Origin of the sequence: Chitinibacter sp. SCUT-21, from assembly GCA_041874755.1 — a bacterium.
Classification (GTDB): domain Bacteria; phylum Pseudomonadota; class Gammaproteobacteria; order Burkholderiales; family Chitinibacteraceae; genus Chitinibacter.
In genome coordinates this window covers 1,440,809-1,464,647 of sequence record CP102611.1, presented here as the reverse complement: position 1 = coordinate 1,464,647, position 23,839 = coordinate 1,440,809, and the positions used below count along the sequence as shown (strand labels likewise).

General features: G+C 52.9%; 25 protein-coding genes and 2 tRNA genes. 9 read left to right on the top strand and 18 right to left on the bottom strand.

Going from position 1 to position 23,839, the window contains the following annotated elements:
• Positions 1 to 82: 82 nt before the first annotated feature.
• A complete protein-coding gene (locus NT239_06685; protein XGA72508.1) occupies positions 83 to 838 on the top strand; it encodes a transporter substrate-binding domain-containing protein in 756 nt (251 codons plus the stop codon).
• Here the strand turns inward: NT239_06685 and NT239_06680 are convergent.
• From NT239_06680 to ilvB, 4 genes are all read right to left on the bottom strand, one after another.
• Positions 835 to 1,791, bottom strand: coding sequence for a stealth family protein (locus tag NT239_06680; GenBank protein ID XGA72507.1), 957 nt, complete (start codon positions 1,789 to 1,791; stop codon positions 835 to 837). The two genes, NT239_06685 and NT239_06680, sit on opposite strands and share 4 nt — an antisense overlap.
• A 200-nt stretch (positions 1,792 to 1,991) precedes the next feature.
• A complete protein-coding gene (ilvC, locus tag NT239_06675; protein XGA72778.1) occupies positions 1,992 to 3,008 on the bottom strand; it encodes a ketol-acid reductoisomerase in 1,017 nt (338 codons plus the stop codon).
• 96 nt (positions 3,009 to 3,104) lie between these two features.
• Entirely contained in the window at positions 3,105 to 3,596 is a 492-nt protein-coding gene (ilvN, locus tag NT239_06670; GenBank protein ID XGA72506.1) for an acetolactate synthase small subunit, read from the bottom strand.
• 13 nt (positions 3,597 to 3,609) lie between these two features.
• On the bottom strand, positions 3,610 to 5,370 hold the full coding sequence (ilvB, locus tag NT239_06665; protein XGA72505.1) for a biosynthetic-type acetolactate synthase large subunit: 1,761 nt from the start codon (positions 5,368 to 5,370) through the stop codon (positions 3,610 to 3,612).
• Positions 5,371 to 5,731: 361 nt separating this feature from the next.
• Here ilvB and NT239_06660 point away from each other — a divergent pair, with 361 nt between their 5' ends.
• The 4 genes from NT239_06660 to NT239_06645 all read left to right on the top strand — a co-directional run bounded on the left by NT239_06660 (position 5,732) and on the right by NT239_06645 (position 8,243).
• Positions 5,732 to 6,289: an RNA polymerase sigma factor gene (locus NT239_06660; protein ID XGA72504.1), complete on the top strand. Its 558-nt coding sequence runs from the start codon at positions 5,732 to 5,734 to the stop codon at positions 6,287 to 6,289.
• 2 nt (positions 6,290 to 6,291) lie between these two features.
• Positions 6,292 to 6,621 carry a hypothetical protein gene (locus tag NT239_06655; protein XGA72503.1) on the top strand — a complete coding sequence of 110 codons (330 nt, stop codon included), beginning with the start codon at positions 6,292 to 6,294 and terminating at the stop codon, positions 6,619 to 6,621.
• A gap of 53 nt (positions 6,622 to 6,674) precedes the next feature.
• On the top strand, positions 6,675 to 7,259 hold the full coding sequence (locus NT239_06650; GenBank protein XGA72502.1) for an RDD family protein: 585 nt from the start codon (positions 6,675 to 6,677) through the stop codon (positions 7,257 to 7,259).
• Between the two features lie 63 nt (positions 7,260 to 7,322).
• Entirely contained in the window at positions 7,323 to 8,243 is a 921-nt protein-coding gene (locus tag NT239_06645; protein ID XGA72501.1) for a TraB/GumN family protein, read from the top strand.
• Here the strand turns inward: NT239_06645 and lnt are convergent.
• From lnt to NT239_06615, 6 genes are all read right to left on the bottom strand, one after another.
• Positions 8,240 to 9,739, bottom strand: coding sequence for an apolipoprotein N-acyltransferase (gene lnt, locus NT239_06640; GenBank protein XGA72500.1), 1,500 nt, complete (start codon positions 9,737 to 9,739; stop codon positions 8,240 to 8,242). The two genes, NT239_06645 and lnt, sit on opposite strands and share 4 nt — an antisense overlap.
• A gap of 98 nt (positions 9,740 to 9,837) precedes the next feature.
• Positions 9,838 to 10,692: a CBS domain-containing protein gene (locus NT239_06635; GenBank protein XGA72499.1), complete on the bottom strand. Its 855-nt coding sequence runs from the start codon at positions 10,690 to 10,692 to the stop codon at positions 9,838 to 9,840.
• Positions 10,693 to 10,760: 68 nt separating this feature from the next.
• Entirely contained in the window at positions 10,761 to 11,240 is a 480-nt protein-coding gene (ybeY, locus tag NT239_06630) for an rRNA maturation RNase YbeY (GenBank protein ID XGA72498.1), read from the bottom strand.
• 7 nt (positions 11,241 to 11,247) lie between these two features.
• Positions 11,248 to 12,276 (bottom strand): PhoH family protein, encoded by a 1,029-nt coding sequence (locus NT239_06625; GenBank protein ID XGA72497.1) that lies wholly within the window; start codon positions 12,274 to 12,276, stop codon positions 11,248 to 11,250.
• 44 nt (positions 12,277 to 12,320) lie between these two features.
• Positions 12,321 to 13,655 (bottom strand): tRNA (N6-isopentenyl adenosine(37)-C2)-methylthiotransferase MiaB, encoded by a 1,335-nt coding sequence (gene miaB / locus NT239_06620; protein ID XGA72496.1) that lies wholly within the window; start codon positions 13,653 to 13,655, stop codon positions 12,321 to 12,323.
• Positions 13,656 to 13,797: 142 nt separating this feature from the next.
• A complete protein-coding gene (locus NT239_06615; GenBank protein ID XGA72495.1) occupies positions 13,798 to 14,154 on the bottom strand; it encodes a hypothetical protein in 357 nt (118 codons plus the stop codon).
• Between the two features lie 114 nt (positions 14,155 to 14,268).
• On the opposite strand from NT239_06615, the gene NT239_06610 reads away from it, so the two are divergent.
• A tRNA-Met gene (locus NT239_06610) sits at positions 14,269 to 14,345 on the top strand.
• A gap of 206 nt (positions 14,346 to 14,551) precedes the next feature.
• Positions 14,552 to 15,505 carry a substrate-binding domain-containing protein gene (locus NT239_06605; protein ID XGA72494.1) on the top strand — a complete coding sequence of 318 codons (954 nt, stop codon included), beginning with the start codon at positions 14,552 to 14,554 and terminating at the stop codon, positions 15,503 to 15,505.
• On the opposite strand, the gene NT239_06600 is transcribed toward NT239_06605, so the two are convergent.
• Genes NT239_06600 through NT239_06575 form a run of 6 tightly spaced genes read right to left on the bottom strand, consistent with a single transcriptional unit; the run spans position 15,506 to position 21,030 of the window.
• Positions 15,506 to 16,438 (bottom strand): carbohydrate kinase, encoded by a 933-nt coding sequence (locus tag NT239_06600; protein ID XGA72493.1) that lies wholly within the window; start codon positions 16,436 to 16,438, stop codon positions 15,506 to 15,508.
• Positions 16,439 to 16,446: 8 nt separating this feature from the next.
• The gene (locus NT239_06595; protein XGA72492.1) at positions 16,447 to 17,688 is read right to left on the bottom strand and encodes an ROK family transcriptional regulator; all 1,242 of its coding nucleotides are present in this window, start codon (positions 17,686 to 17,688) and stop codon (positions 16,447 to 16,449) included.
• A complete protein-coding gene (locus NT239_06590; protein ID XGA72491.1) occupies positions 17,669 to 18,124 on the bottom strand; it encodes an RbsD or FucU transport in 456 nt (151 codons plus the stop codon). The genes NT239_06595 and NT239_06590 overlap by 20 nt, the downstream gene beginning before the upstream one ends.
• Before the next feature lie 14 nt (positions 18,125 to 18,138).
• The gene (locus NT239_06585) at positions 18,139 to 18,969 is read right to left on the bottom strand and encodes an ATP-binding cassette domain-containing protein (GenBank protein XGA72490.1); all 831 of its coding nucleotides are present in this window, start codon (positions 18,967 to 18,969) and stop codon (positions 18,139 to 18,141) included.
• Position 18,970: 1 nt separating this feature from the next.
• Positions 18,971 to 20,032, bottom strand: a complete 1,062-nt coding sequence (locus tag NT239_06580) for an ABC transporter permease (GenBank protein XGA72489.1) — start codon at positions 20,030 to 20,032, stop codon at positions 18,971 to 18,973.
• A complete protein-coding gene (locus NT239_06575; protein XGA72488.1) occupies positions 20,029 to 21,030 on the bottom strand; it encodes a sugar ABC transporter substrate-binding protein in 1,002 nt (333 codons plus the stop codon). The genes NT239_06580 and NT239_06575 overlap by 4 nt, the downstream gene beginning before the upstream one ends.
• Positions 21,031 to 21,474: 444 nt before the next feature.
• Here NT239_06575 and NT239_06570 point away from each other — a divergent pair, with 444 nt between their 5' ends.
• Complete coding sequence (locus NT239_06570) at positions 21,475 to 21,654, top strand: hypothetical protein (protein XGA72487.1); 180 nt, start codon at positions 21,475 to 21,477, stop codon at positions 21,652 to 21,654.
• A 4-nt stretch (positions 21,655 to 21,658) separates the two neighbouring features.
• Here NT239_06570 and sbcB read toward each other — a convergent pair whose 3' ends face one another.
• Together sbcB and NT239_06560 are read right to left on the bottom strand one after the other, a co-directional pair.
• The gene (gene sbcB, locus NT239_06565) at positions 21,659 to 23,104 is read right to left on the bottom strand and encodes an exodeoxyribonuclease I (protein XGA72486.1); all 1,446 of its coding nucleotides are present in this window, start codon (positions 23,102 to 23,104) and stop codon (positions 21,659 to 21,661) included.
• Between the two features lie 130 nt (positions 23,105 to 23,234).
• Positions 23,235 to 23,311: transfer RNA gene (locus NT239_06560), tRNA-Pro, on the bottom strand.
• Between the two features lie 191 nt (positions 23,312 to 23,502).
• Between NT239_06560 and NT239_06555 the strand changes: the two genes are divergently transcribed.
• The gene (locus tag NT239_06555; GenBank protein XGA72485.1) at positions 23,503 to 23,790 is read left to right on the top strand and encodes an outer membrane protein assembly factor BamE; all 288 of its coding nucleotides are present in this window, start codon (positions 23,503 to 23,505) and stop codon (positions 23,788 to 23,790) included.
• The last annotated feature ends 49 nt before the right edge of the window (positions 23,791 to 23,839 follow it).

The window sequence follows — 23,839 nt, the reverse complement described above, 5'->3', positions numbered from 1 at the left end:
TGACCTATGAAGCAAAACGCCTTGCGTGTCAGCGCAAGCGCGCTAGGCTGAAAAAGAGCATTTGCATCGTGGGGGTGAAGCAGTGAAGTGGCGTTTTTTAGGTGCTGCATTATTCTTACCCGTGCTCACTGCGGCGCAAACCTTGCCGAGCGAAGTCAGTGTGTGCTGGGAAGAGGGCTTAAAACCACCCTATTTAAGCTTGGATTCACAGGGACAAGTAGCTGGCATTGCTGTGGATATGGTGAATGAAATCTTCAAGCGCCGCCAGCTTAGCCCCAAACACTTGATTCGCCCTTGGAAGCGCTGCTTGGCCGAAGTGGAAACCGGCGAAGTGGATGTAGTGCCCAATTCCTCATATCGGGACGAGCGTGCCCAGTATGCCTTATACACCGAACCTTTATACACAACCCATTTGGTGCTGTTTTATCACACCAAACGCTTTGCCCAAGCCCCAGTGATTCGTCAGCTCGACGAGATGAAGCCGTATAGCTTTGGCGGGATTTTGGGGTTTAATTACGACCAATATGCTGGGCAGTTGAAGTTGGATACAACCGCCAAAAATCGTGAAGTCTTGTTTCGCATGTTGATCGCTGGGCGCTACGACTTTGCCATTGAGCAGTTAGAAGTAATCCAAATGATGAAAGCACGCAAGGAGCTCTCTTTAGAGCAAATGGCCTATATTGCCGAACCAGTGCAGCCCGTTAAGAATTTCCATATTCTCGTGACAAAAAAACACCCGCAGGCCGAAGAATTACGCCGCTTGATCAATGACGGCATCGCTGCCATCAAGCGCGATGGTACTGCGAAGAAAATACAAATTAAACATTTGGGCGATTAAGCCACGCTAACTTCATAGCGAGATGGGGTTGGCAGTAAATGCGCCAACACTTCGGCCACTAGGCCTAAACGCGGATCATCGCCAGCACAATCATCACAAGTATCATTGATGCAAAAATACGGCAACTGACCAAAATGCTGGCGCAGCGCATGAAACTGTTCGCCGGCATTGGGCTCACAACTGCTGATATAGAGCGCGGGGCTAAATTGTGGGCGGGCCAAGTCGTGCTGAATCATCCAGCGTAGCGCCAAATCCGACATAATCGGTGGAATCGACCAACTGCGAAAGGTCGTGCTGCGCACCGCATGAAATAGCGTTTGTGCCTGTTCTTCCAAGTGCCACAGGGCGCTTTTTAGCATCGCACGCGGCGCATGAGCGCATAGCTGCGGGATGTGCTGATACGTAGCAAATTGTTGCCCCAGCCAGCGGCGCGAAATAACCGCTGCGTTTACGAGGGCGGTTTCATTTTTCTGAATCTCATCGCTTGTCGGGCTGGCTGTGGGCTCGAAATGTACCGCAAGACCATCAGCCGCAAACCAATCGGCAAGTTTGACGGGCGCGCCAAAGAAAATATCGTCGTTCAGATAGATAAAGCGTTCAGACAGGTTGGGAATGTGGTGCAAATACGATTCGATGTGGCCGGCGTCAAACACCGGGCGTGCAGCTGCTGGAATCAAATCGGCGTGATCAATTAGCGTGACTTTCTCATGCTCAGCTAGCCACTCCGGCCGCTGACCGTCGGTGACGATGAAAATCTGCCCATGATCAGGAAAAAAGCGTTCGAGTGCGCGCAAGTTATATCGTAGCTCGCCATTATCCCGATACCGCCCAGCCACATTGCCGTATTGCGCCAGCGAATCCGGATTCAAACGCTGCTGCGCCTGCGCGCGTTTGCGTTGCCAGATAGGATCTGCGCCGTTGACCCATAAATAGACAATGTCGATTTGATCCATGAATGTCACTTTCGATGATGTTGCGGTACTTATAAAAAAACCGGCATAAAGCCGGTTTTCTTTTAACTATTGTTTAGCGAGCGAAACGGCCGCTAAACATTCGTCTGGGAAATACGCTGGGGCGCGAAGCTAGGTGCGACGTGTACGCAAAGTACACGAGCGCCGCAGCGACAAAGCCCTAGCGTATTGCAGCGACGAAATTAGTTTTTAGATTGGTCAACGATCTTGTTCGCTTGAATCCAAGGCATCATCGCACGCAATTTCGCGCCAACCACTTCGATGCCGTGCGCTGCGTTGTTGCGACGCGCTGCAGTCATAGAAGCGTAGTTAGTTTGGCCTTCCAAGATGAATTGCTTAGCGTATTCACCAGTTTGGATGTCTTTCAATGCTTGACGCATTGCTTTGCGAGATTCTTCGTTGATCACGCGTGGGCCAGTTACGTACTCACCGTATTCAGCGTTGTTAGAGATCGAGTAGTTCATGTTCGCGATACCGCCTTCGAACATCAAATCAACGATCAATTTCAATTCGTGCAAGCACTCGAAGTAAGCCATTTCTGGCTCGTAACCCGCTTCAACCAAAGTCTCGAAGCCCATTTTCACCAATTCAACCGCGCCACCGCACAATACCGCTTGTTCGCCGAACAAGTCAGTTTCAGTTTCGTCTTTGAATGTCGTTTCGATGATACCAGTGCGGCCGCCGCCCACGCCCCAAGCGTATGACAGAGCAACTTCTTTCGCTTTGCCAGTTGCGTCCTGGAAGATCGCGATCAGGTCAGGAACGCCGCCGCCGCGTACGAATTCTGAACGTACAGTGTGGCCTGGTGCTTTCGGCGCGATCATGATGACGTCGAGGTCTTTACGTGGCACAACTTGGTTGTAGTGAATTGAGAAGCCGTGAGCGAAAGCCAAAGTAGCACCTTGCTTGATGTTTGGCTCGATTTCTTCTTTGTACAGTTTTGATTGGAACTCGTCCGGAGTCAAAATCATCACTACGTCTGCGCCAGCAACTGCAGTTGCTACGTCAGTTACTTTTAGGCCGTGAGCTTCAGCTTTCTTAACAGTAGCTGAGCCAGTGCGCAGACCAACAGTTACATCAACGCCTGAATCTTTCAGGTTGCAAGCGTGTGCGTGGCCTTGTGAACCGTAGCCGATGATCGCAACTTTCTTGCCTTTGATGATTTCTGGGTTGGTGTCTTTATCGTAGTAAACGTTCAATGCCATGATGATGCTTCCTTTAAATAATTCAATAGTGCGTATGTGGGTATTGCTTTGCAGGCTTTGCCTGTAGTGCTCTACAGGCAAATACTCTGCTTATAGTTTCAAGATTCGTTCGCCACGGCCGATGCCAGAGGCGCCGGTGCGGACGGTTTCCAGAATGACGGCTTGATCCAGCGCCTTGATAAAGGCGTCGAGTTTTTCACCTGGGCCTGTCAATTCGATGGTGTAGCTCTTTTCGGTCACGTCGATGATGCGGCCACGGAAAATATCCGCCATCCGTTTCATTTCGTCGCGATCTTTACCGGTGGCGCGTACTTTGATTAGCATTAGTTCGCGCTCAATGTGGTCGGCCTCGTTCAGGTCGATCACTTTAACCACTTCAATCAGCTTGTTGAGCTGCTTAGTGATTTGTTCGATCACATCTTCCGAGCCATGCGTGACGATTGTCATGCGGCTCATCGTAGGATCTTCGGTGGTTTGCACCGTCAATGAATCAATATTGTAACCACGGGCAGAAAATAGACCCGTTACGCGGCTCAGCGCGCCGGCTTCGTTTTCAATCAGGACAGACAAAATATGACGCATGATTCATCTCTCCTTAGCAAAGATTGCCGTAGTCACGGTTGTTTTCGAATGGCGTGAGCTGCATGTTTTGCATATGCGGTGGCAAGTCCATTTGGTTCAGGCCTTTGCCGTTTTGCACCATTGGGAACACGTTGGCTTTTGGATTGGTTAGGAAATCCATAAATACCAGGCGCTCTTTCATCGCAAATGCTTCGCGCAGTGCAGGCTCTACATCAGCAGGTTTGCTGATCTGCATACCCACGTGGCCATAGGCTTCGGCGAGTTTCACGAAGTCGGGCAGCGCATCTACGTACGACTCGGAATAACGCGTGCCGTAGAAGAATTCTTGCCACTGACGCACCATGCCGAGGTAACCATTATTCAAGTTAATGATTTTCACTGGCGTGTGGTATTGCTTGCACGTCGACAATTCTTGGATGTTCATCTGAATTGAGCCGTCACCGGTAATACAAGCAACATCAGCGTATGGGTTGGCCAATTGCGCGCCCATCGCGGCTGGCAGACCAAAGCCCATTGTGCCCAAGCCACCTGAGTTAATCCATTGGCGTGGACGATCAAACTTGTAGAACTGCGCGGTGTACATTTGGTGCTGACCCACGTCAGACGTAATGATCGCGTTGCCGCCTGTTACTTCGTACAGTTTTTGCATTACAAACTGTGGCTGGATGATTTCATCATCTTGCGCGTACCACAGGCTGTTTGGCTTGCGCCAATCGTTGATCTGATCCCACCACGCGCTCAAGGCTTTTTCGCTCGGGCGAGTATTGGTTTCTTTCAAGATCGCGATCAGGTCTTTCAGAACGTCTTTCACGTCGCCCACGATAGGCACGTCAACTTTAACGCGCTTGGCGATTGACGATGGATCGATGTCGATCTGAACGATTTTTTTCGCTTGCGACAAGAACTGAGTCGGGTTCGAAATCACGCGGTCGTCAAAACGCGCGCCGATCGCAATGATCGTGTCGGCGTATTGCATCGCCATATTGGCTTCGTAGGTACCGTGCATACCGAGCATGCCGACGAATTTCTCGTCCGAGCCTGGATATGCGCCCAAACCCATCAGCGTGTTGGTACAAGGCACGTTCAGCATGCGAACCAGTTCGGTGACTTCTTCCGCTGCATTGCCCAATACCGCGCCACCACCGACATAGATATACGGGCGTTTCGCTTCGGCGATCAATTGCGCGGCTTTTTTAATCTGGCCTGGGTGACCTTTCACCGGCGGATTGTAGCTACGAATCGATACTGATTTTGGGTATTCGAAAACGGTTTTGGCTTGCGTCACGTCTTTAGGCACGTCAACTACAACCGGGCCTGGGCGGCCAGTCGTTGCAATATGGAAAGCCTTTTTGATCGTGGTAGCCAGATCTTTCACGTCTTTGACCAAGAAGTTGTGTTTCACGACTGGGCGTGAACAGCCGACCATGTCGACTTCTTGGAACGCGTCCGAACCGATCATTGGCGTGCCGACTTGGCCGGAAATTACCACCATCGGGATCGAATCCATAAACGCCGTTGCAATGCCGGTAATGGCATTGGTCGCGCCTGGGCCTGAAGTTACCAGCGCAACGCCAATTTTTTGTGACGAGCGTGAGTAAGCATCAGCAGCGTGAATTGCGGCTTGTTCATGGCGAACGAGAACGTGTTTGAAGTTGTTTTGTTTGAAAATCGCATCATAGATTTCCAAAACAGCGCCGCCCGGGTAGCCGAAAACGAACTCTACGTTTTCTTCGGCCAGGCATCGCGCCAGAATTTCTGCGCCCGAAATTTCCATCGGTTTAGATCCTGAAGTCTGTTGATCGGCAAACCATAACCCTGAGGGCTATGGAATCTCCTCACACGGCAATGTGAGGGTGGGTTTGTATCAACCCAAATTTTGTACCGAGCTTGAACGCCATTTACCAACTTTTGGTCGGTATTGATACGAGAGATGATGCATTGGCGCAAGCGTAACGGCGCTGGACGAGACGAATAATGTCAACGCACAGCTAGGTGTGACTTGGTGTAGGGCTGTAAAGTTACCCGAAGGCGAGTTAATTGGCAAGTTCTTCTGGCTGTTTTTCACCTCGTTTGCTAGTATCAATCCCCTGTTTTTGCAGTGATATTTCATCTCATTTCTCGCAAGGGCGATTGTATTGGGCACTCAAGCACAATTAGCGCAATTTTTAGCCGAGGTTGAGCCACGTGCTTGGCGGCAAGCATGGATTGCTTTGCGCGAACGCGAAGCGGCGCTTGATGTGGTGCAAGATGCGATGCTTAAGCTGACTACGCACTATGCAGATAAGCCAATCGCCGAATGGCCGCTGCTGTTTCAGCGCATTTTGCAAAACACGATTCGTGATTACCAGCGGCGCAGCAAAGTTCGCAATTTTTGGGTGAGTTTATTTTCCTCGCGCGACAATGACGACGGTGGCGCTGACGATCCACTGGAATATATTGCCGATGAAAGCTGGTCGGGGGCGGACGCCGCGCTGGTGCTCAATAGCCAGCAACATATTGCGCTGATTGAAGAAGGCTTAGCGCAATTGCCTGCACGTCAACGCGAAGCCTTTCTGCTGCGTTATTGGGAAGAGATGGACGTGGCGCAAACGGCGCAAGTGATGGGATGTTCGGCCGGTTCAGTCAAAACGCATTGCTCGCGGGCATGTCATGCTTTAGCGAAGTGGCTGACTGAGCGCGGGGTGGAGGTATAAAAATGCCAGTCAATGACAGCAATCAAGATCAATGGGCGCAGCAAATCAAAACGGCGCTAGGTGCCGCGCAGGCCAATTCGGACGTGCGCTCGCAACTGGCTGCGCGGCGACATGCTGCGCTCAGTGCCGCCAAGCCGCAATCTCGTGAATATGCGCCGGTGATTGCTTGGCTCGGTGCGCATCGCTGGGGCGCAATCATCAGCACCTGTGCTCTGGTGCTAGGAGTGGTGGCTGTATGGCCTAAGCCCGAAGTGCGATTGGAGCAATACGCTGCAAACGACGTTACCGCGCAAGTGGTCGATGAGGTTTTGTACGACAGTTTGGATGAATAGCTCCGCGCCACAACAGTGGCGCAGGGGACAGTTAAATGGTTTAGGAGTCGGTGTTGAATAAAGCAGGAAAGAAGTCGTCTCAAGGTGGTGCAGCAGCAGTAAATAACGCGAGCGAGCTCGAGGCGCACTTAGGCAATGCCGGTTTAGGGCGGCGCTTTGTCGCTTTGATGTACGAAGCCTTATTGTTGGTTGCGGTCTTGCTGATTACCGTTGGCGTGTTTCAAGGTGTGGCGCAATTGCTAACGGGTATAACGCCAGAGCAATTATCTAAAATGACCTCTGCGCGTATACTGAATGGGGTATGGGTGCTGCTGGTGTGTTACGGCTATTTTGGCTGGTGCTGGACACGCGGCCAAACGCTGGCGATGATGACGTGGCGTATGCGCATTGCGCCGCTGCAAGGGCAGCTGAGCTGGCGCGCCGCCGCGATACGTTTTGCGCTGGCCAGTGTGTTTTACGCGCCCTTGCTACCGCTGTGGATTTTGGCGATTTATCACCCCAATCTAAAAGCATTGGCATGGATCGGAACCGCATGGTTTTTTGCGCCGTGGATTTATGCGCGCTTCGATCAAGATCAGCAGCTGTTGCATGATCGCTTTGCCAAAACACGGATTGTGAATAGCAAACCGAAAAAATAATTCTTATGTCATTTCCAAGTAAAGCCGCGTTAATATAGCGCGGCTTTTTTTATGGATATGCAAATGAAAAAAATCGCTGCGGTGTTTGGAGTAGTGCTAGCGCTGGTTTTGGCTCTTTCGGCCTTCTTTTATAAAGAGCTGGTTTTTTACTTCACCCCAGTCAAACCCGTCTCCGAAGTGGCAACGCCAATTTTCTGGAAAGTGAGCAAAGCTGGCATTCCTGATTCTTGGCTGTTGGGAACCATGCATGCGGCCGATCGTCGCTCTGCGCTATTACTGCCACGCTTTGAACCGTATTTGCAGCAAGCGCGGATTATTTTTACCGAGCATAAATATCTAAGTGCCGAGGATCAGGTGCTCACTGATTTTATCTTGGGGGGTAAAGGTGGTGTGCGCAGCGCGTTGGGCGATTTGTATCCGGCTTTGCTCTCCGAAATGGAAAAACGGCATATTCGGGCGCAAATTGTCGACACCATGGATGTGCCGCAAGCATGGCTGACGATGTATATTGGGATTCCCTTTGCGGATAAAGGAGCGGCTTCGCTTGATGAGCAAGTCGCGAGCTATGCGCTATTGCACAACAAGCCGTATGCGGGTTTGGAGCGCATGCAAGACAAAGTGAAGGTATTTACCGAGATGGCACCAGCGCATCAGTTGCAAGCGCTGCAGATGATGATCACAGGGCGTGAAAAAATCGAGCAAACGTTTCAACAAGGCGTTGAACACTACTATGCGCGTACCATTCCTGCGCGGTTTAACGATCAGCTCTATCCCAACACGATGTCGCCCGAGTTAAAGGCCGCAATGCAACAATTTGATGTGCGCATGTTGGATAAGCGTAATCAAATCTACCTCAATAGCCTTGCCGCGCATCTTCCGCAAGGTGGTTGCTTTATTGCTGTTGGCTTTATGCATTTGACCGGGCCGCAAGGCGTGGTCAATTTATTGCGCGGGCAGGGCTATACCTTAACGCCGCTGTATTAATCAGCTCTATTGCTCACCAAGCGGGTGCGGTAATTTGCGGCGAAAAGCGCGATCAGCACTGCAAACCACAGTGCCACAATCGGCGTGTCGCCCCAAATTTGGTACGGTGTTGTGCCGGTGCGATGGGTGATTTCGCCTTCGAGCACACCGCGTTGCTCGGGCGGCAAGGCGGCGATTAGTTGGCCTTTGTGGTTGATGATGGCGGTTTTGCCGGTATTGGTGGCGCGGATTAAATAGCGGCCATTTTCCAGTGCACGGGCGCGCGCCATTTCGGCGTGTTGCTCGGCTGCCCATGAGCCATCAAACCAGCCCATATTGGTTAAATTGACCAGCAGTGTGGCATTCACCGCATTGCGGCGAATTTCGTTGCCGAAGGCGTCTTCATAGCAAATATTGGCCGCCACTTTGCCGCCCGCCATGCTAAACGGCGGCTGTACCTCTTCGCCGCGAGAGAGCCCCATGAGCGGCATATTTAAAAAGCGGTAAATGCCGCCAAAAATTTGCGGTGCCGGAATATATTCGCCAAATGGCACCAAATGATATTTGGCGTACGGTGTTTGCGTGGGCTGTGCGAGGTTGATTGCGGCGTTAAAAAGGCGGTTTTGCGCGTCGCCAACTGCCACGCCCAAAATCGCCTCGGCTTTTTTATCGCGCATCACTTGGCGCAAATCGTCGAGATACCAGTCGGGGATATTATCCAGCGTCGATGGAATGGCAGTTTCGGGAAAAACGACCAATTGCCCCTGCGCGCGCTGCGCAAGCTCCATATAGTTGCCTAGGCTGTCGACAAAAACGTCGGGGTTCCATTTGATCGATTGCGGGATGTTGCCTTGCAATAGGCTTACTTTAACGGGCTCGCCCTGTGGCTTAGTCCAGTCGATTTGATTCAGTAGCGAGCCGGTGCTGATCAACGCCAGTACCACGCCGAGGCCGAGGCGTTTTTCGTAAACAAACACACCTACGGCTAGACACAGCAAAAAGCCGACGCCGTAGCTGCCGATGATGGGGTAAAAGCCACTCATCGTTGCGAGCTGCGATCCGCCAACTGAGCCCCACGGAAATCCAGTGAAAATCCAGCCGCGCACCCATTCAAAAATCACAAACAGCGTTGGCGCCAGTAGCGCGTAGCGCAGCGCTTCAAGGCGGCGTGAAGCATTGCGAATCAGTTTGCGGGTGAAGAAGGCCGCCAGCATTGGAAACAGCGCCAGAAAAATTGCAAAACCCAGCGTGCTGCCTGCCGCCATCCATATTGGCATACCACCATGGGTATGCAGGCTAATATAAACCCAGCTGGCGTTTGCGCAGAAATACCCTAGGCCCCAGGTGAATCCGTTCAGCGCAGCCCAACGCGCGCTTTTGGCTTGCTGTATGCCGAGCAGAAATACCCACAAGCAAATGGGCATCAGCCAAAATTGCGATGCTGGCGCAAAGGCCAAAACGCTAAGGGTGCCAAATAGGGCTTGCAGCGCGAGTTGTTGGATGCGATTGAGTTGCATGGGCAGACTGTTAGAAATCAAAAAGGCTGCAAGCAACTTTGCTCAAGGCAAAGTCGATGCAGCCCGTAGTGTACCGCGCCAGCATGAAGGCGGCGTGTCTATTCGGTATTTTCGTGTCGTTCGAGATGTTTATCGATTTGAATCGAATGCACGCGGCGGCTATCGGCGCGCAGTACCAAGAAGTGATAACCGTCGATCACGATTTCTTCGCCGCGCTTGGGTACGCAACCAAAGGCCAAGGTCACCAGGCCGGCCACGGTGTCGACTTCTTTATCGCTAAACTGGCTACCGATGGTTCCGTTTAGGTCCGCAATTTCAGTTTCGCCCTTGACGCGCCAATTGCCGCGTCGATCAGGGATGATGTGGTCTTCATCGTCGTCTTCGTCAAATTCATCTTCGATATCGCCAACGATTTGCTCGATCACATCTTCAATCGTCACCAAGCCCGCTACGCCGCCGTATTCGTCGACCACAATCGCCATATGGTTGCGATTATTGCGAAAGTCTTTCAGCAACACGTTCAGGCGTTTGGCTTCGGGGATATACACGACGGGGCGCAGCATGTCGCGGATATTAAATTCAACGTCTTCGGCGTAGTAACGCAGCAAGTCTTTGGCGAGCAAAATGCCCACCACATTGTCTTTGCTACCATCAATCACCGGAAAGCGAGAGTGCGCGGTTTCGATCACGCGGGGGATAAATTCGGCGGGGGTGTCGTTGATGTCGATCACGTCCATTTGCGAGCGCGGCACCATCACGTCGCGCACTTGCATATCGCCAACGTTCAGTACGCCCTCGATCATGCCGAGCGCATCGGCGTCGAGTAGGTGGCGCTCGAAGGCCGAATGCATAATTTCAACCAGTTCGCCGCGGTTTTCCGGCTCCCGTAACAGGAAGTGTGTGAGTCGTTCCAACCAGTTTTGTTTCGGACTCGGGGACGGTACGTCGTCCATAGTGGGTTAATTTCCTTTGGTTCAGTTAGGGTAGAAAAAGCGCCGGTCAAAACGGCTCGGCGCGGTGATTAAGCTGGTGCTTTCTCACTGAGATACGGGTCATCATAACCCAAGCTCATGACAATTTGCGTTTCCAGCGTTTCCATTGTCTCAGCTTCGTCATCTTCAATATGGTCGAATCCCTGCAGATGCAAGGTGCCGTGAACGACCATATGGCAGTAATGCGCCAGCAGTGGCTTGTTTTGCTCTTGCGCTTCGCGCTCGATCACAGAGCCACAGAAAACCAAATCGCCCAACAGCGGCATTCCGTCGATTTGCGGCAAATCGTCGTTAAATGTAAACGTCAGCACATTGGTCGCGTAGTCTTTCTGGCGATACTCGCGATTCAGCGTCTGGCCTTCCTCGGCGTCAACAAAGCGCAGCGTAATTTGCGCCATTTCCACTTGCGCGCCCAGCGCCGCACGCACCCATTCTTTCAGCAATTTTTTGCGTGGAATTGGGCTTAAAGTGCTTTCGTTTTGGATATTGATTTCGATGTTCTTACTCATGGTGTTCTCAGTTTGTGCTGCCAGCCTTGTTAAAGGCTTCTCGCTCGGCCTCTTGTTTGGCTTTGCGCGCAGCGGCTTCTTCGTCGCGTTTTTTGGTTGCTTTTTCGTAGGCGTTCACAATCTTTTGCACCAGCGGGTGACGCACAACGTCGTCGCTGGTGAAGTGATGAATGCCAATCCCGCGCACGCCTTGCAATACTTCTTGCGCGTCAACCAGACCCGACTTCATGTGTTTCGGTAAGTCGACCTGCGTTGGGTCGCCGGTAATCACCGCCTTGCTGCCAAAACCAATCCGCGTCAAAAACATCTTCATCTGTTCGGGTGTGCTGTTTTGCGCTTCGTCCAAGATGATAAAGCTATGGTTGAGCGTACGGCCGCGCATAAAGGCCAGCGGTGCGATTTCGATAATGCCTTTTTCGAATAGCCGGGTGACATGATCAAAGCCGAGCAAGTCGTACAGCGCGTCGTACAGCGGGCGCAGGTAAGGATCGACCTTTTGCGTTAAATCGCCGGGCAAGAAGCCCAGCTTCTCACCCGCTTCCACCGCAGGGCGTACCAAGATCAAACGTTTGACGGTATCGCGCTCTAGCGCATCTACTGCGCTGGCTACAGCCAGATACGTCTTGCCTGTACCTGCTGGGCCGATGCCGAAAGTAATGTCGTTATCCTGAATTTGCTTCAAATAAACATTCTGCCCCGGCGTGCGGCCGCGCAAATCGGCGCGACGCGTGCGCAGCACTGGCGTATCGACATCGGATTGTGCTTCTTCCGGGCCGCGGATGATTTCGATCAGGCCAAGCTGAATATCATCAACTTCCAGCTCTTTGCGCACCGCTTCGTTGTAAAAATATTCCAGCGCATCAAGCGCCTGATTGACGACCTTGGTGCGGCCAGCAACTTTGAAATGCTCGTTACGGCGTGAAATCGTCACGTCGAGCGCGTTTTCAATTTGCTTGAGGTTTTCGTCCAGCGGCCCGCACAGATTGGCAAGACGGGCGTTGTCGATGGGAGTAAAAGATAGGGTATCAGTGTGCAAGGCTTATTCCATAAATTATGGCGGGATATACCCGCCATTTAATCTTAGTCTTCCAGAATCACCAGCTCACCGCCTAGCGTATGCGGGAACACTTTGGTGATCCGCACATTGACCATTTGATTGATCAGGCGCGGGTTGCCGGGGAAGTTGACGATGCGGTTGTTATCAGTGCGGCCGGCCAGCTCGTTGCTGTCTTTTTTCGAGATTTTCTCGACGATGACACGCTGTACAGTGCCGAGCATTTCCTGATTGATCTCGCTGGCGAATTCTTCAATTCGCGCTTGCAAGCGTTTCAGGCGCGCCAATTTCACTTCTTCTGGCACATCATCGCCCAAATCGGCGGCTGGCGTGCCCGGGCGGCGGCTGTAGACAAAGCTGAAGCTGGCGTCAAAGCGCACGTCTTCGATCAGTTTCATTGTGCGCTCGAAATCGTCCTCGGTTTCGCCGGGGAAGCCGACGATAAAGTCGCTCGACATGCAAATATCAGGGCGCGCTTCGCGTAATTTGCGGATCAGCGATTTGTATTCCAGCGTGGTGTAGCCGCGCTTCATATTCACCAGCACGCGGTCTGAACCGGCTTGCACTGGTAGGTGCAAGTGCGACACCAGTTTTGGCAGGTTTTTGTAGCAATCGATAATGCGCTGCGTCATTTCTTTTGGATGGCTGGTCGTAAAACGCATGCGCTCGATGCCCGGAATTTCGTGCACGTATTCAAGCAGCGTTGCAAAATCGGCAATTTCGCCATCTTCCATCTTACCGCGATACGCATTGACGTTTTGACCGAGCAAATGGATTTCCTTGATGCCTTGCTGCGCCAAGTTCGCCACTTCAACCAGTACGTCGTCAAACGGACGCGAAACTTCTTCGCCGCGCGTGTACGGCACGACGCAGAATGAACAGTATTTCGAGCAGCCTTCCATAATTGACACAAACGCCGAGCCGCCTTCGACGCGCGCCGGTGGCATATGGTCGAATTTTTCGATTTCTGGGAAAGAAATATCGACTTGCGACACGCCGGTTTTGCGTTTTTCAGCAATTAATTCAGGTAGGCGGTGCAAGGTTTGCGGGCCAAATACAATATCGACGTACGGTGCACGTTTCACAATCGTGTCGCCTTCTTGCGAAGCAACACAACCGCCGACGCCGATGACGATATTCGGGTTGGCGTTTTTCAATTCCTTGATACGGCCTAAGTCAGAAAATACTTTTTCCTGTGCTTTTTCACGCACACTACAGGTGTTGAACAAAATCACATCGGCTTCTTCAACATTGTCGGTGCGGCTCAAGCCTTCCGATGCGTGCAATACATCGACCATTTTGTCCGAGTCGTACTCGTTCATTTGGCAGCCAAAGGTCTTGATAAATACTTTCTTGCTCATAAATTTACGTCTTTCAATGAAATGCTAAATGGGCTGCCTTGGCTGCGCGGTGTTGCGCTGGCGAAAGGACTTACACAATCGTGCTCACCAAGGCGAGCTATGGGGTATTGCCGTGTAGCGCTTATATACAAAGCGCTAGCGATTAATACTGCTGCTGAGCTTCTTTTAAAGCCGCCGCTGCTTCTTTCTCACGGATTGCCAGTTGCTTGGCTTCTTCGCCGCCAACCAGCCAGACACGCCAAACAAAACCAGTATTGGGTTCGGTTTGGAACCACACTTGCGCATCGCGCGGTAACTGGGCGATTTGGCCCGGCATCAACAAGGTATTATTCAGGCCGCGAAACTGAATCGCAGGTGCCGTGTTATACACTTTGCCGCTTAATTTAATTTGCGGCGGTTGATAGGCTTCAAGTTCGGCTAAATTTCCTGCTGGCAAAATACGGCCAGCAAAACTAAGGCTTGAAACGGTAAGAAGCAACAAAAACAGCAACTTGCGCATACGTTGGGCTCCTGTGAGAAGGGCTAATGGTAACAAGAGGCGCACATAATTGAAAGAAAAAACGCAAAGGGGGTTGACAGCCCTCAGAACCAAGACTAATATGCGGGCTCTCTTGGCTATGTAGCTCAGTTGGTTAGAGCACAGCACTCATAATGCTGGGGTCACAGGTTCGAGTCCCGTCATAGCCACCAGTTAAGTAAAACCCCGCTAATGCAAATTAGCGGGGTTTTTGCGTTTTTGCGCGCTTTTTTGCTTTGCCAGCTTTTGGGGCTATGACGGGACTCGAAACGGCGTCCGAGCAGATGCCTTTTGTCTGCTCAATGTCGATTGCCCGCTGCAAGCTGGGCGGCAAAACTGTAAGGTGGAGTAGAAACTCACCCTTAGCAGGAATTCAGTCATGCTCCTCGCGCAGCGTTTATTTCGCTTATTTTTATTCAGCCTTATTTGTGCGTGGCCTATGCAGGCTATGGCGGCGGATTGGCCTGCGCGCGTTGGGGTGAGTGTTTCTAGCGTAGAAAACCCATACTTTGTTGCCTTAACGCGTGGCGCGCAGGAGCGCGTAAAGCAAATCAACCCGGCGGCAAAGTTAATCGTTCGTTCTTCCGACTATTCCGTTGATTTACAAACCAAGCAGATTTATCAATTGCTGGAGATGAAAATCGATTTATTGCTGATCGCGGCATCTGATGAGCATAAATTCGCGCAAGTGCTGGCGCGTGCTAGGCAGCAAGGTGTAATCGTCGTTGGCGTTGACGTGCGCGCGGATGGCGCGATGCAGACGGTGCTGACTAATAATCTGCAAGCGGGGCAGTTGGTGTGCGATTTCTTGGCGCGTAGTATTCAAGGCAAGGGTCGTGTGCTAATCCAAAACGGGCCGCAAGTTTCATCGGTGCTCGATCGTGTTGCCGGCTGTAAAGCGGCGTGGGCGCAATACCCCGGTATTGAGCTCGTCTCTGATAAAGAAAATGGCGAAGGTTCGGTGTGGGGCGGGCATACGGCGATGAAAGCTGCTTTGGGCTCCTACGGCGCGGTGGACGCGGTGTTTGCGATTAATGATAGGCAGGCTTTGGGAACCTTAGAAGCGCTAAAAAAAGCGGGGCATGGCAAAACCAAAATTGGCTCGGTTGATGGCTCGCAAGCCGTGGTCAACGCGATTTTGGCGGGTTCGCAAATTATTGTGTCGGCAAGCCAATCGCCAGAGAGCATGGGGCGAAAAGGCATCGATTTGGGCGTGGCCTTGCATCAAGGCGAAAAAGCCGATACTGAGCTGGTGCTGCTCAGTACCACCTTGGTTAACAAAGACAACGCGGCAACGTTTCACGCGTGGGATGCCAACCGCCCTGGCAAATAATCAGGCCGAAGAACTCATATATAGGGCGCTAATTTTCTCTAGCGTTGGCGGTGTTGCGCCGTGTTCGAGGCAGGCTGCGGCGCCACTGGCGATGGCGAAGTTTAAATGCTCGCGATTGCTGCGTTCAGGATGCTTGAGCTGGCTGTATGCAAAGCCACCGATGGTTGCATCGCCTGCGCCGACGGTATCGGCGACCGGAACGGAGATTGCAACAGCATCAATCATTTCATCGTTGATATACAAACTCGCGCCGTGTTCGCCACGGGTGTACAGATAGCTGGCGCTGCGGTTATAGCTGCGTAGCGTGGCAAAGGCGGCATCTATGTCTGGGGTGCGAAATAGGCCGGCTAAATCTTCATCAGAGACTTTGATTACGTCGGCGAGCGCGCTCATTTCGCGTAGCGTGGCGTCGTAGTGTTCGTCCATCAAGATGCGAAAATTGGGGTCGTAGCTGATTTTAACGTGTGGATAATCGCGTTTTAGTTCACGCGCCAGTTGCAGCAATTGGCCGGCGAGCGGTTGGCGCGCGAGGCTGATGCCGCCAAAGTGCACCCACTGCACGGCGCTTTGCCAGCCTGCGGGGAGTTTGGATGGGGTAAAGTGCAGATCAGCGGCATTATCACCCACAAAGAAATATTGCGGCGGATGGCTGGCGGGCACGATGGCCAGTAGCGGCGAGTAATTGAGCTGCTGCAAAAAGCGTAAATCTAATTGTGCCGCTTGGCTGGCTTGCCATAAGTCTTGCCCAAAGCAGTCGCGACTGATGGCTCCGGCAAACGCGCTGGCGAGCCCAAGTTTGGCAACGACGCGGGCGACGTTCCAAGTTGAGCCGCCGACTTTGCTGACCCAGTGTTGCGCATCAGTGCGAATAAGGTCAGTAAGGGCTTCGCCGGCTGAAACGAAAACGGGCAGGGCAGGGGTGGGCGCTTGCATGGTTCACCTTATTCAGCGTCGAGTTTTAAAAATAAGTCCCGATCGGGCGCGAAATTGGCGTATAGCGGCAAGAGCGCTCCACCGAGGGCGCGGGCGTCAGAGCCGATGGCGCCTGCAATCAATTGCGGTTGGCTAACGCCTTCCCAATTAAATTCACCCATCGCCACGCGAGTGGATTGAATCAGCCGAGTTTGCAGCTCGCGGCAGAAGCAGCCATCGAGGATGACGCCTTCCAAATCCAATAAGCAGGCGGTGTTGAGCAGCGCCAAGGCCAGCGCGGGCGCGGCTTCGGCTAACCACGCTTGCGTGTGCGGCCAGTACGTTTGGTTTACGCTGCGCTCGTCGCTGGTGGCCTTGCCATCCAGCCCTGCGGCGACATAGCGATTTTCTAGCTGATACAGCGAGGCGACGTTGAGTAGTTGCGCGCCATTGCCGCGACTGCCCATGCCAAGGGGGAGTGAGCCCAAGGCTCCGGCGTTGCCGTGTTGGCCGATGTGCAAATGGCTATCGAGTACCAGACCACCACCGATAAAGGTATCGACAAAGATATACACAAAGTTGCGAATATCGCGCCCGCGACCGGCGACTAATTCGGCGACGCAAGCGGCCGAGGTGTCTTTGATCGATTGCACAGGCAAGCCTGACAGTGCACCGATTTCATCTTCCAGTGCAAAGCTGGCCCAACGCGCAACGATGCGCTGATCGAGGCCCAATAGCTGTTGCCAGCCGCCCATATTTAATGGCGCGGCGACGCCGATGCCTTGAATACGTTCCCACCACGCGGCGGGGAGTACAGCTTTAATTTTGTCGAGGCAGTCGCTGATGTGGGCCAGCACGATTTCCGGCTCGGCAAAGTCGTATTGCAAATCCCAGCGCTCGCGCACCACGCCAGTAAAATCGACCAGCAACACATCCAAGCTGCGGCGACCCACTTTAACGCCAATCGCAAACGCGCCATCGGGGTTCAGCGCCAGCGGCACCGAAGGCTGGCCGACTTTGCCGCGCTGTGGCTGCTCTTTGATTAGCAATTCATCGTCGAGTAAACGCTTGGTAATCAGCGAGATCGATTGCGCGGTTAAATGCGTTAAGCGGGCGATTTCGGCGCCTGGCAGCCGGCCATTTAAGCGGATCGCTTGCAGCACGACGCGCTCGTTATATTGGCGCATACCGCCTTGCGACGAGCCACGTGGTTTAAGCTTGGCCGCTTTGGGGCTGGGTTCGGCCAGCGTACTATCCGGCGAGCGGTTCACAGATCACCCCTTTTTTTAGAATGAAATTGCCGTAGGGTTGCAATTCGGTGGTTAATACAATCGCGTAAGCTTGCTTGACCCGCTCGTAGAAAGCAAATCGCTCGATCGCTTCGCATTGCGTTTCCAGCGCATGCCCAGCATCGCTCAATTGCTGAATCACATGACGTTGCAGTGCGCTACGCCAACCATCGGGTTGGTGGCTTACTTGCATATAGCCAACCGGTTGCGCGACATCCTGATCGAGCGGCAGCAAGCTCATTACAGCCTCAACGGTGCGCGCTACGCCAACGCCTGCCAAATGCAGCAGGGGTTTACTACCCGCCAACGAGGCTGCGGTGAAGTTGGCGTCGGCAATCACGATTTCATCGCCATGCCCCATTTCAGCCAGCACTTTGAGTAAATCAGGCGTTAATAGTGGATCAATTCCTTTTAGCATGGCGATGTCCTTGCTTAATGGGCGAGCCATTCGGCCGGAATGTCTTCTGGCTTCATGGCGCCAGTCATGACGGCAACAGCGTCGCTCATCGTGATGGCTTTCGGGTTCAAAATTGCTGCGCGGCGACCAAGGCGGGCGACGTGAATGCGATCGGCGATCTCAAACACATGCGGCATATTGTGGCTGATCAGCACCACCGGCAGGCCGCGATCGCGCACATTGCGGATCAGCTCAAGCACCATATTGCCTTCCTTCACGCCCAGCGCTGCGGTGGGTTCGTCCATGATCACCACGTGGCGGGCAAACGCTGCGGCACGCGCCACAGCCACGCCTTGGCGCTGGCCACCCGATAGCGTTTCAACCGCTTGGCTCATCGAACGAATACCGATTTTTAGCTCTTGCATATAGGCGATGCTGTCGTTGAGCATGCGCTTTTTATCCAACGCGCCAAACCAGCGGCCCAATAGATTATCGCGCCGTATTTCGCGGCCTAAAAACAAGTTCTCGGCAATCGTCATTGCAGGTGCAACGGCAAGGTCTTGGTACACCGTTTCAATGCCAGCGCGGCGTGCGTCGATCGGGCTGTTAAATTCTACGCGCTGACCATCGAGCAAAATCTCGCCGCTGTCGGGGATTGTTGCACCCGACAGCGCTTTGATTAACGAAGATTTGCCCGCGCCATTGTCGCCAATCACCGCCATGATTTCGCCGGCGCGCAATTCAAAATCAGCGCCATCGAGTGCAGTCACCTGCCCATAGCGTTTCACCAGCCCTTTGGCTTGCAGCACCAGCCGGTTGTTGCTGCTCGTTGCATGAGGGCGTTCAAGTTCGGTAGCTAGGCTCATCTTAACGGCCTCCTTTGCGAGACAACTGATCGGTGGCAACGGCCAAAATAACCAAGATGCCGGTGATTAATATCTGGTATACCGATGAAACCCCCATCAGTGTTAGGCCATTGCGAAATACCCCCACAATCAATGCGCCGATTAAGGAGCCAATCACAATCCCGCGACCACCGAATAAGCTGGTGCCTCCGAGTACCACCGCGGTAATCGCGTCCAAGTTTTCGGTTTGCCCCGCATTTGGATCACCAACGCCAGTGCGTGCCACCGAGAGCAAGGCGGCGACGCCGTAACACAGGCCTGCCAGCACATACACCATCAGCAACACGCGGTGGGTGGCAATACCGGTCAAGCGTGTTGCTTCGGGGTTATTGCCCACCGCGTAAATATGGCGGCCTTGCGCGGTTTCACGCAGCCACAGCCAACTGATGGCATACATCGCCAGCATCAACACCGTGCCGTAGGCGACTTCGGTTTGGCCGATGCTAAAGGTGTTGCCGAGGAAGGTCATGCCCGCAGGCAGGTCGGTAATCGTTTGCGATTGTGAATACAGCTGCGTAATGGCAAAGGCGATATTCATCGTTCCGAGCGTGACAATAAACGACGGCAGTTTGATGCGCGTAACCAGCAGGCCATTAATCAGGCCAAAGAGCGCGGTTACAGCAAAGCCAGCAAAAATCGCGACAATCGGCGGTACGCCATAATCGTGCGAGACTTTGGTCATCACCACGCCACCGAGCGCCATCACCATGCCGCAGGAAAGATCGATCCCCGCGGTAAGGATAATCAGCGTTTGGCCAATCGCGATTAGCCCGACGACCATCACTTGCTGCAAAATCAGCGAGAAATTCGCGCCGGTTAGAAATTGCTCGCTTTGCCACGAGAAAAACGTGCAAGCCATCAGCAAAGCTAAAAATGGGCCGAGCGTACCGATAGACGGTAGATGGTCTTTCCAGTTGGGCATGGCCAGACTCCTCGTGATTTTTGATGAAGCGCCGATGGCTGGGTTAATTGGCTCAAGTGCCGCCGCTTCTGCGGCACCTGAACCTTGTTGAGTCAGTTTCATTTATTACCCCAGCACAAATCCATGCCCGTTTTGGTGTCTTTGCTGTTCACGCCAGCGACGGCTTTGGCGGCGATCAGCGTGACGCCAGTATCGGTGTAGCCGGTTGGTTTTTTGCCGGTTTTGGCGTATTCAACCCCGGCGGCGACGCCCATTGCTGCCATTTTGAGTGGGTATTGTTGTGAGGTTGCGGCGATTTTGCCCGCGGCGACGTCTTTAATACCCTGGCAGCCGCCATCGACCGACACAATCATGACGCCTTTTTGCTTGCCGGCTTTTTTCAGCGCATTAAATGCGCCAGCGGCGGCGGGCTCGTTAATGGTGTAAACCAAGTTGATGTCAGGATTTTTCTGCAGGCAGTTTTCCATCGCCGTTTGGCCTTTGGCTTGATCGCCAAAGCTGTCGGCCATACAGACGACTTCTGCCGGTTTTGCTAGCTCATTGCTTTTTGCGTCCAGCGATTTCAGGCCAAAGCCTTGCAAGAAGCCATTGTGGCGCTGCGCGCCAACGGGGTGGCCGGGGAATAAATCCAGCGTTGCGATTTTGGCCGGTTTGCCGCCGAGGCTGGCTTTGGCGTATTCACCAATTAGCACACCGGCTTTGAAGTTGTCGGTGGCAAACAGCGCATCGGTGGCGTCAACCGGATCGGTGGGGCTATCAAGCGCAATCACCAAAACGCCTTTTTCGCGCGCTTTTTTGATCGATGGCACGATGGCTTTCGAATCGCTCGGCGTGATCAAAATCGTCTTAGCGCCAGCGGCGATCATGTTTTCAATCGCGGTGACTTGGCCTGCGTTGTCGCCATCGGTTTTACCGGCGGCAGAAATTAGTTTGGCGCCTTTGGCTTTGGCCTCGGCGGTGGCACCTTCTTTCATTTTGACGAAAAAGGGGTTGGTTTCGGTTTTGGTGATCAAGCCAATCACCGGTTCGGCGGCAAAGCTAGGGGCGGCGATTGCGCCAAGTAAAGTAGCAACGGCGAGGTGAGTGCGGGTATGCAGCATGACTTTCTCCTAAATGCAGTGGTCTGTGTGTTTGCGATCAAATTGCTTGTTGTTATAAATAAATCAATTTGATTTATGAAAAGATTATGCCGCTAGAATTAATAAATCAAGTGCATTGATCTATATAAAAACCCTTGGTAAACAGCCAATTAGCGTGTTTTGAGCGCGAAAAAGTGCTGTTTAAGGGCGCGGAAGGCGAGAAGTCGTGGCGTATTGCGTTTGTTTGGTGCGAGAAACGCTGAACGAGGTTTGATTGGTTTTAGTGGGTATGGCGATACAAGCTATTTCTAATAATGGTTTGCACGGTATACCCACATAAATTGCAAAACTGTCTTGAAGGGCGGCCTTTGAAGCGGGCGAGTTTTAATAAAAAATTAACCGTTGGTCGAATTTCGCTGTGCGCTGCTGTGGTCTAGCCTGACTGCTTGAGGGGAGGAGGGTGAGATGAAGGCTGAATGGTTGGCTTGGGGTTTATTGGCGCTGGTGCTGCTGTATTTGCTGTGGTGCTGGTTTGTCGATCGTCGCGATGGGGTGGTGCAGCGCGATGGTTTTGATGATGGCGTGGATTTTAGTATTTATTTGTATTCGCCCAAGCGCGGCCCTTCGGCGCGCTGGGACGATTAAAGTCTTAAAACTCGGGGGCGATCATTTCGGCGTAATCGTACAGCGCGGCCAAAATGGCTTCGCTTCGCGCACTGTCCTCGTTGCCCTCGTCGCCGATGCTTTCGGCCAAGCGATCGATTTCTTCGCTGTAGGCTTCCAGCGTGAGCGCCCCGGCAGCTCCGTCAAACAAGCGTGCGCTGCGCCATTGTTCCCAGCGCATCGTTTCTTCTTCGCTGAGCGTGTGGGGGAAATTGCGCGCCCGATAGCGAAAGAATAATTCTTCCAGCTGGCGATCTTCAAAATGCACGATTTCGCTCGCCAATTTATCGCCGTTCAAGCCGCGCAAACGCGTTAGCGTGCGCCTATCGGTGCTGGAAACAAAACCGCCATACAAATTGCCGTCAACGTCGGGCTTGTCGCCGCTATCGCGTTCGCGCACAAACACTTCGCCCCACGGCAAAAGCGGCGCTTCGCTCAGTTTGGCTGCGTGCGAGTTGATTTGCGCCAAATCGATTTGCCAGCGCGCAAGGTCTTGCTCGCGCAGTACTTTGATGTTGCTGACGACTATCGGTGATTTATTGGCGTGGATGGTTTTGATTGGCAAGCGTGGCGTGTCACCCAGCTCGTCTTGTTTGCTAAACATGCGACGGCGAATTTCGGCTGCGTCCAGACCAAACAACTCGCTCGGATCGAACGCCAAATCCCATACGATGATTTCGTTTTTATTAGTCGGGTGCATGCCCAGTGGCCAGACGATGGCGAGATTGCCACGCTCAACGCCGTACATGCCGGAAATATGCACAAAGGGTTTGGGTTGCGCGAGGTTGATTTCGTCAAAGACGCGGTCTTTTTTTCGTAGCGCCAAGCAGAAATCGAAAAGTTTAGGTTGCTTGTCGCGAATCAGCCGCGCCAGCGCAATTGTGGCGCGCACGTCCGATAGTGCATCGTGCGCGGCTTCGTGGGTTAAGCCGTTGGCGACGGTGAGGTGTTCAAGTTTAAAACTGATGCGACCGTCTTCGTGCTGGGGCCAGTTAATCCCGTCAGGACGCAGCGCGTAAACGGTGCGCACAACGTCGAGCAAATCCCAGCGGCCACAGCCATTTTGCCATTCGCGCGCGTACGGGTCGGTCAAATTGCGCCACAACAAGTAGCGCGTTACTTCATCGTCAAACCGAATCGTGTTGTAACCGACTCCGATGGTTTCCGGTGTTGCCAGCTCGCGCTCGATCGCGGCGGCAAATTGATATTCGGGAATGCCGACCTCTAAGCAATGCTGCGGCGTAATGCCGGTCAGTAAACAGGCTTCGGGTGCGGGCAAGTAATCGTTGGCCGGCTGGCAGTGCAGGTTGATTGCCGTCCCGATCTCGTTCAGTTCGGCATCGGTACGTACGGCGGCAAATTGCGCGGGTCTATCGTTTTTCGGGCTAACGCCAAAGGTTTCGTAATCGTGCCAGAGAAAAGTTAGAGACATTTTGCGTGCAAGTTGCGGTATAAAACGCCGTTTATACCTGCGCTCAAGGAGGGCGGCAAGCTAATGTTGCTTTGTTATGGACGAAAAAAACGCCTTTCGGCGTTTGTTTTCTATCTTTCTTACGAAAGAATGGTCGGGGCGGTGGGATTCGAACTCACGACCACCTGGTCCCAAACCAGGTGCGCTACCGGGCTGCGCTACGCCCCGACTAGAGGTTGCGAACTATACCGATGAGGTCTTGAAACGTCAACTGCTTTTCGGGTGAAAAAAGGATCTTTTTCGCTAAATATTTGATTGTAAGAAAATTATTTTTTATCCGCACGACCTGTGTGCGCGAGTGCTTACGAAATGAATGCGCGTTGCTACAATGATTTCCATTTTTAACGAGGATGGTAGCAATGTTAAATCGAGCAAAATGCCTGTCGGCTCTGCGCCGTGCGGCGCTAATCGGTGTGCTTGGCCTGTTGGCGGCGTGTAGCAAAGTAACTGCAGAAAATTACCAGAAAGTGTCCACAGGCATGTCTCGGGAAGCGGTGGTTGACGTGTTGGGTGAGCCCACTTCAACACAGCGCTCTAGTTTGCTCGGTGTGGCGGGCGAGGCGGCGGTTTGGGAGAACGGTAAAATCAAAATTACAGCAACGTTTGTCAACGAAACGCTGCTGACGCATAGCCTCAATCAACAATAAACCCAAAATCGATCTTTTATAGGATTGCGCTTTTGCGTAATAGTAAGCG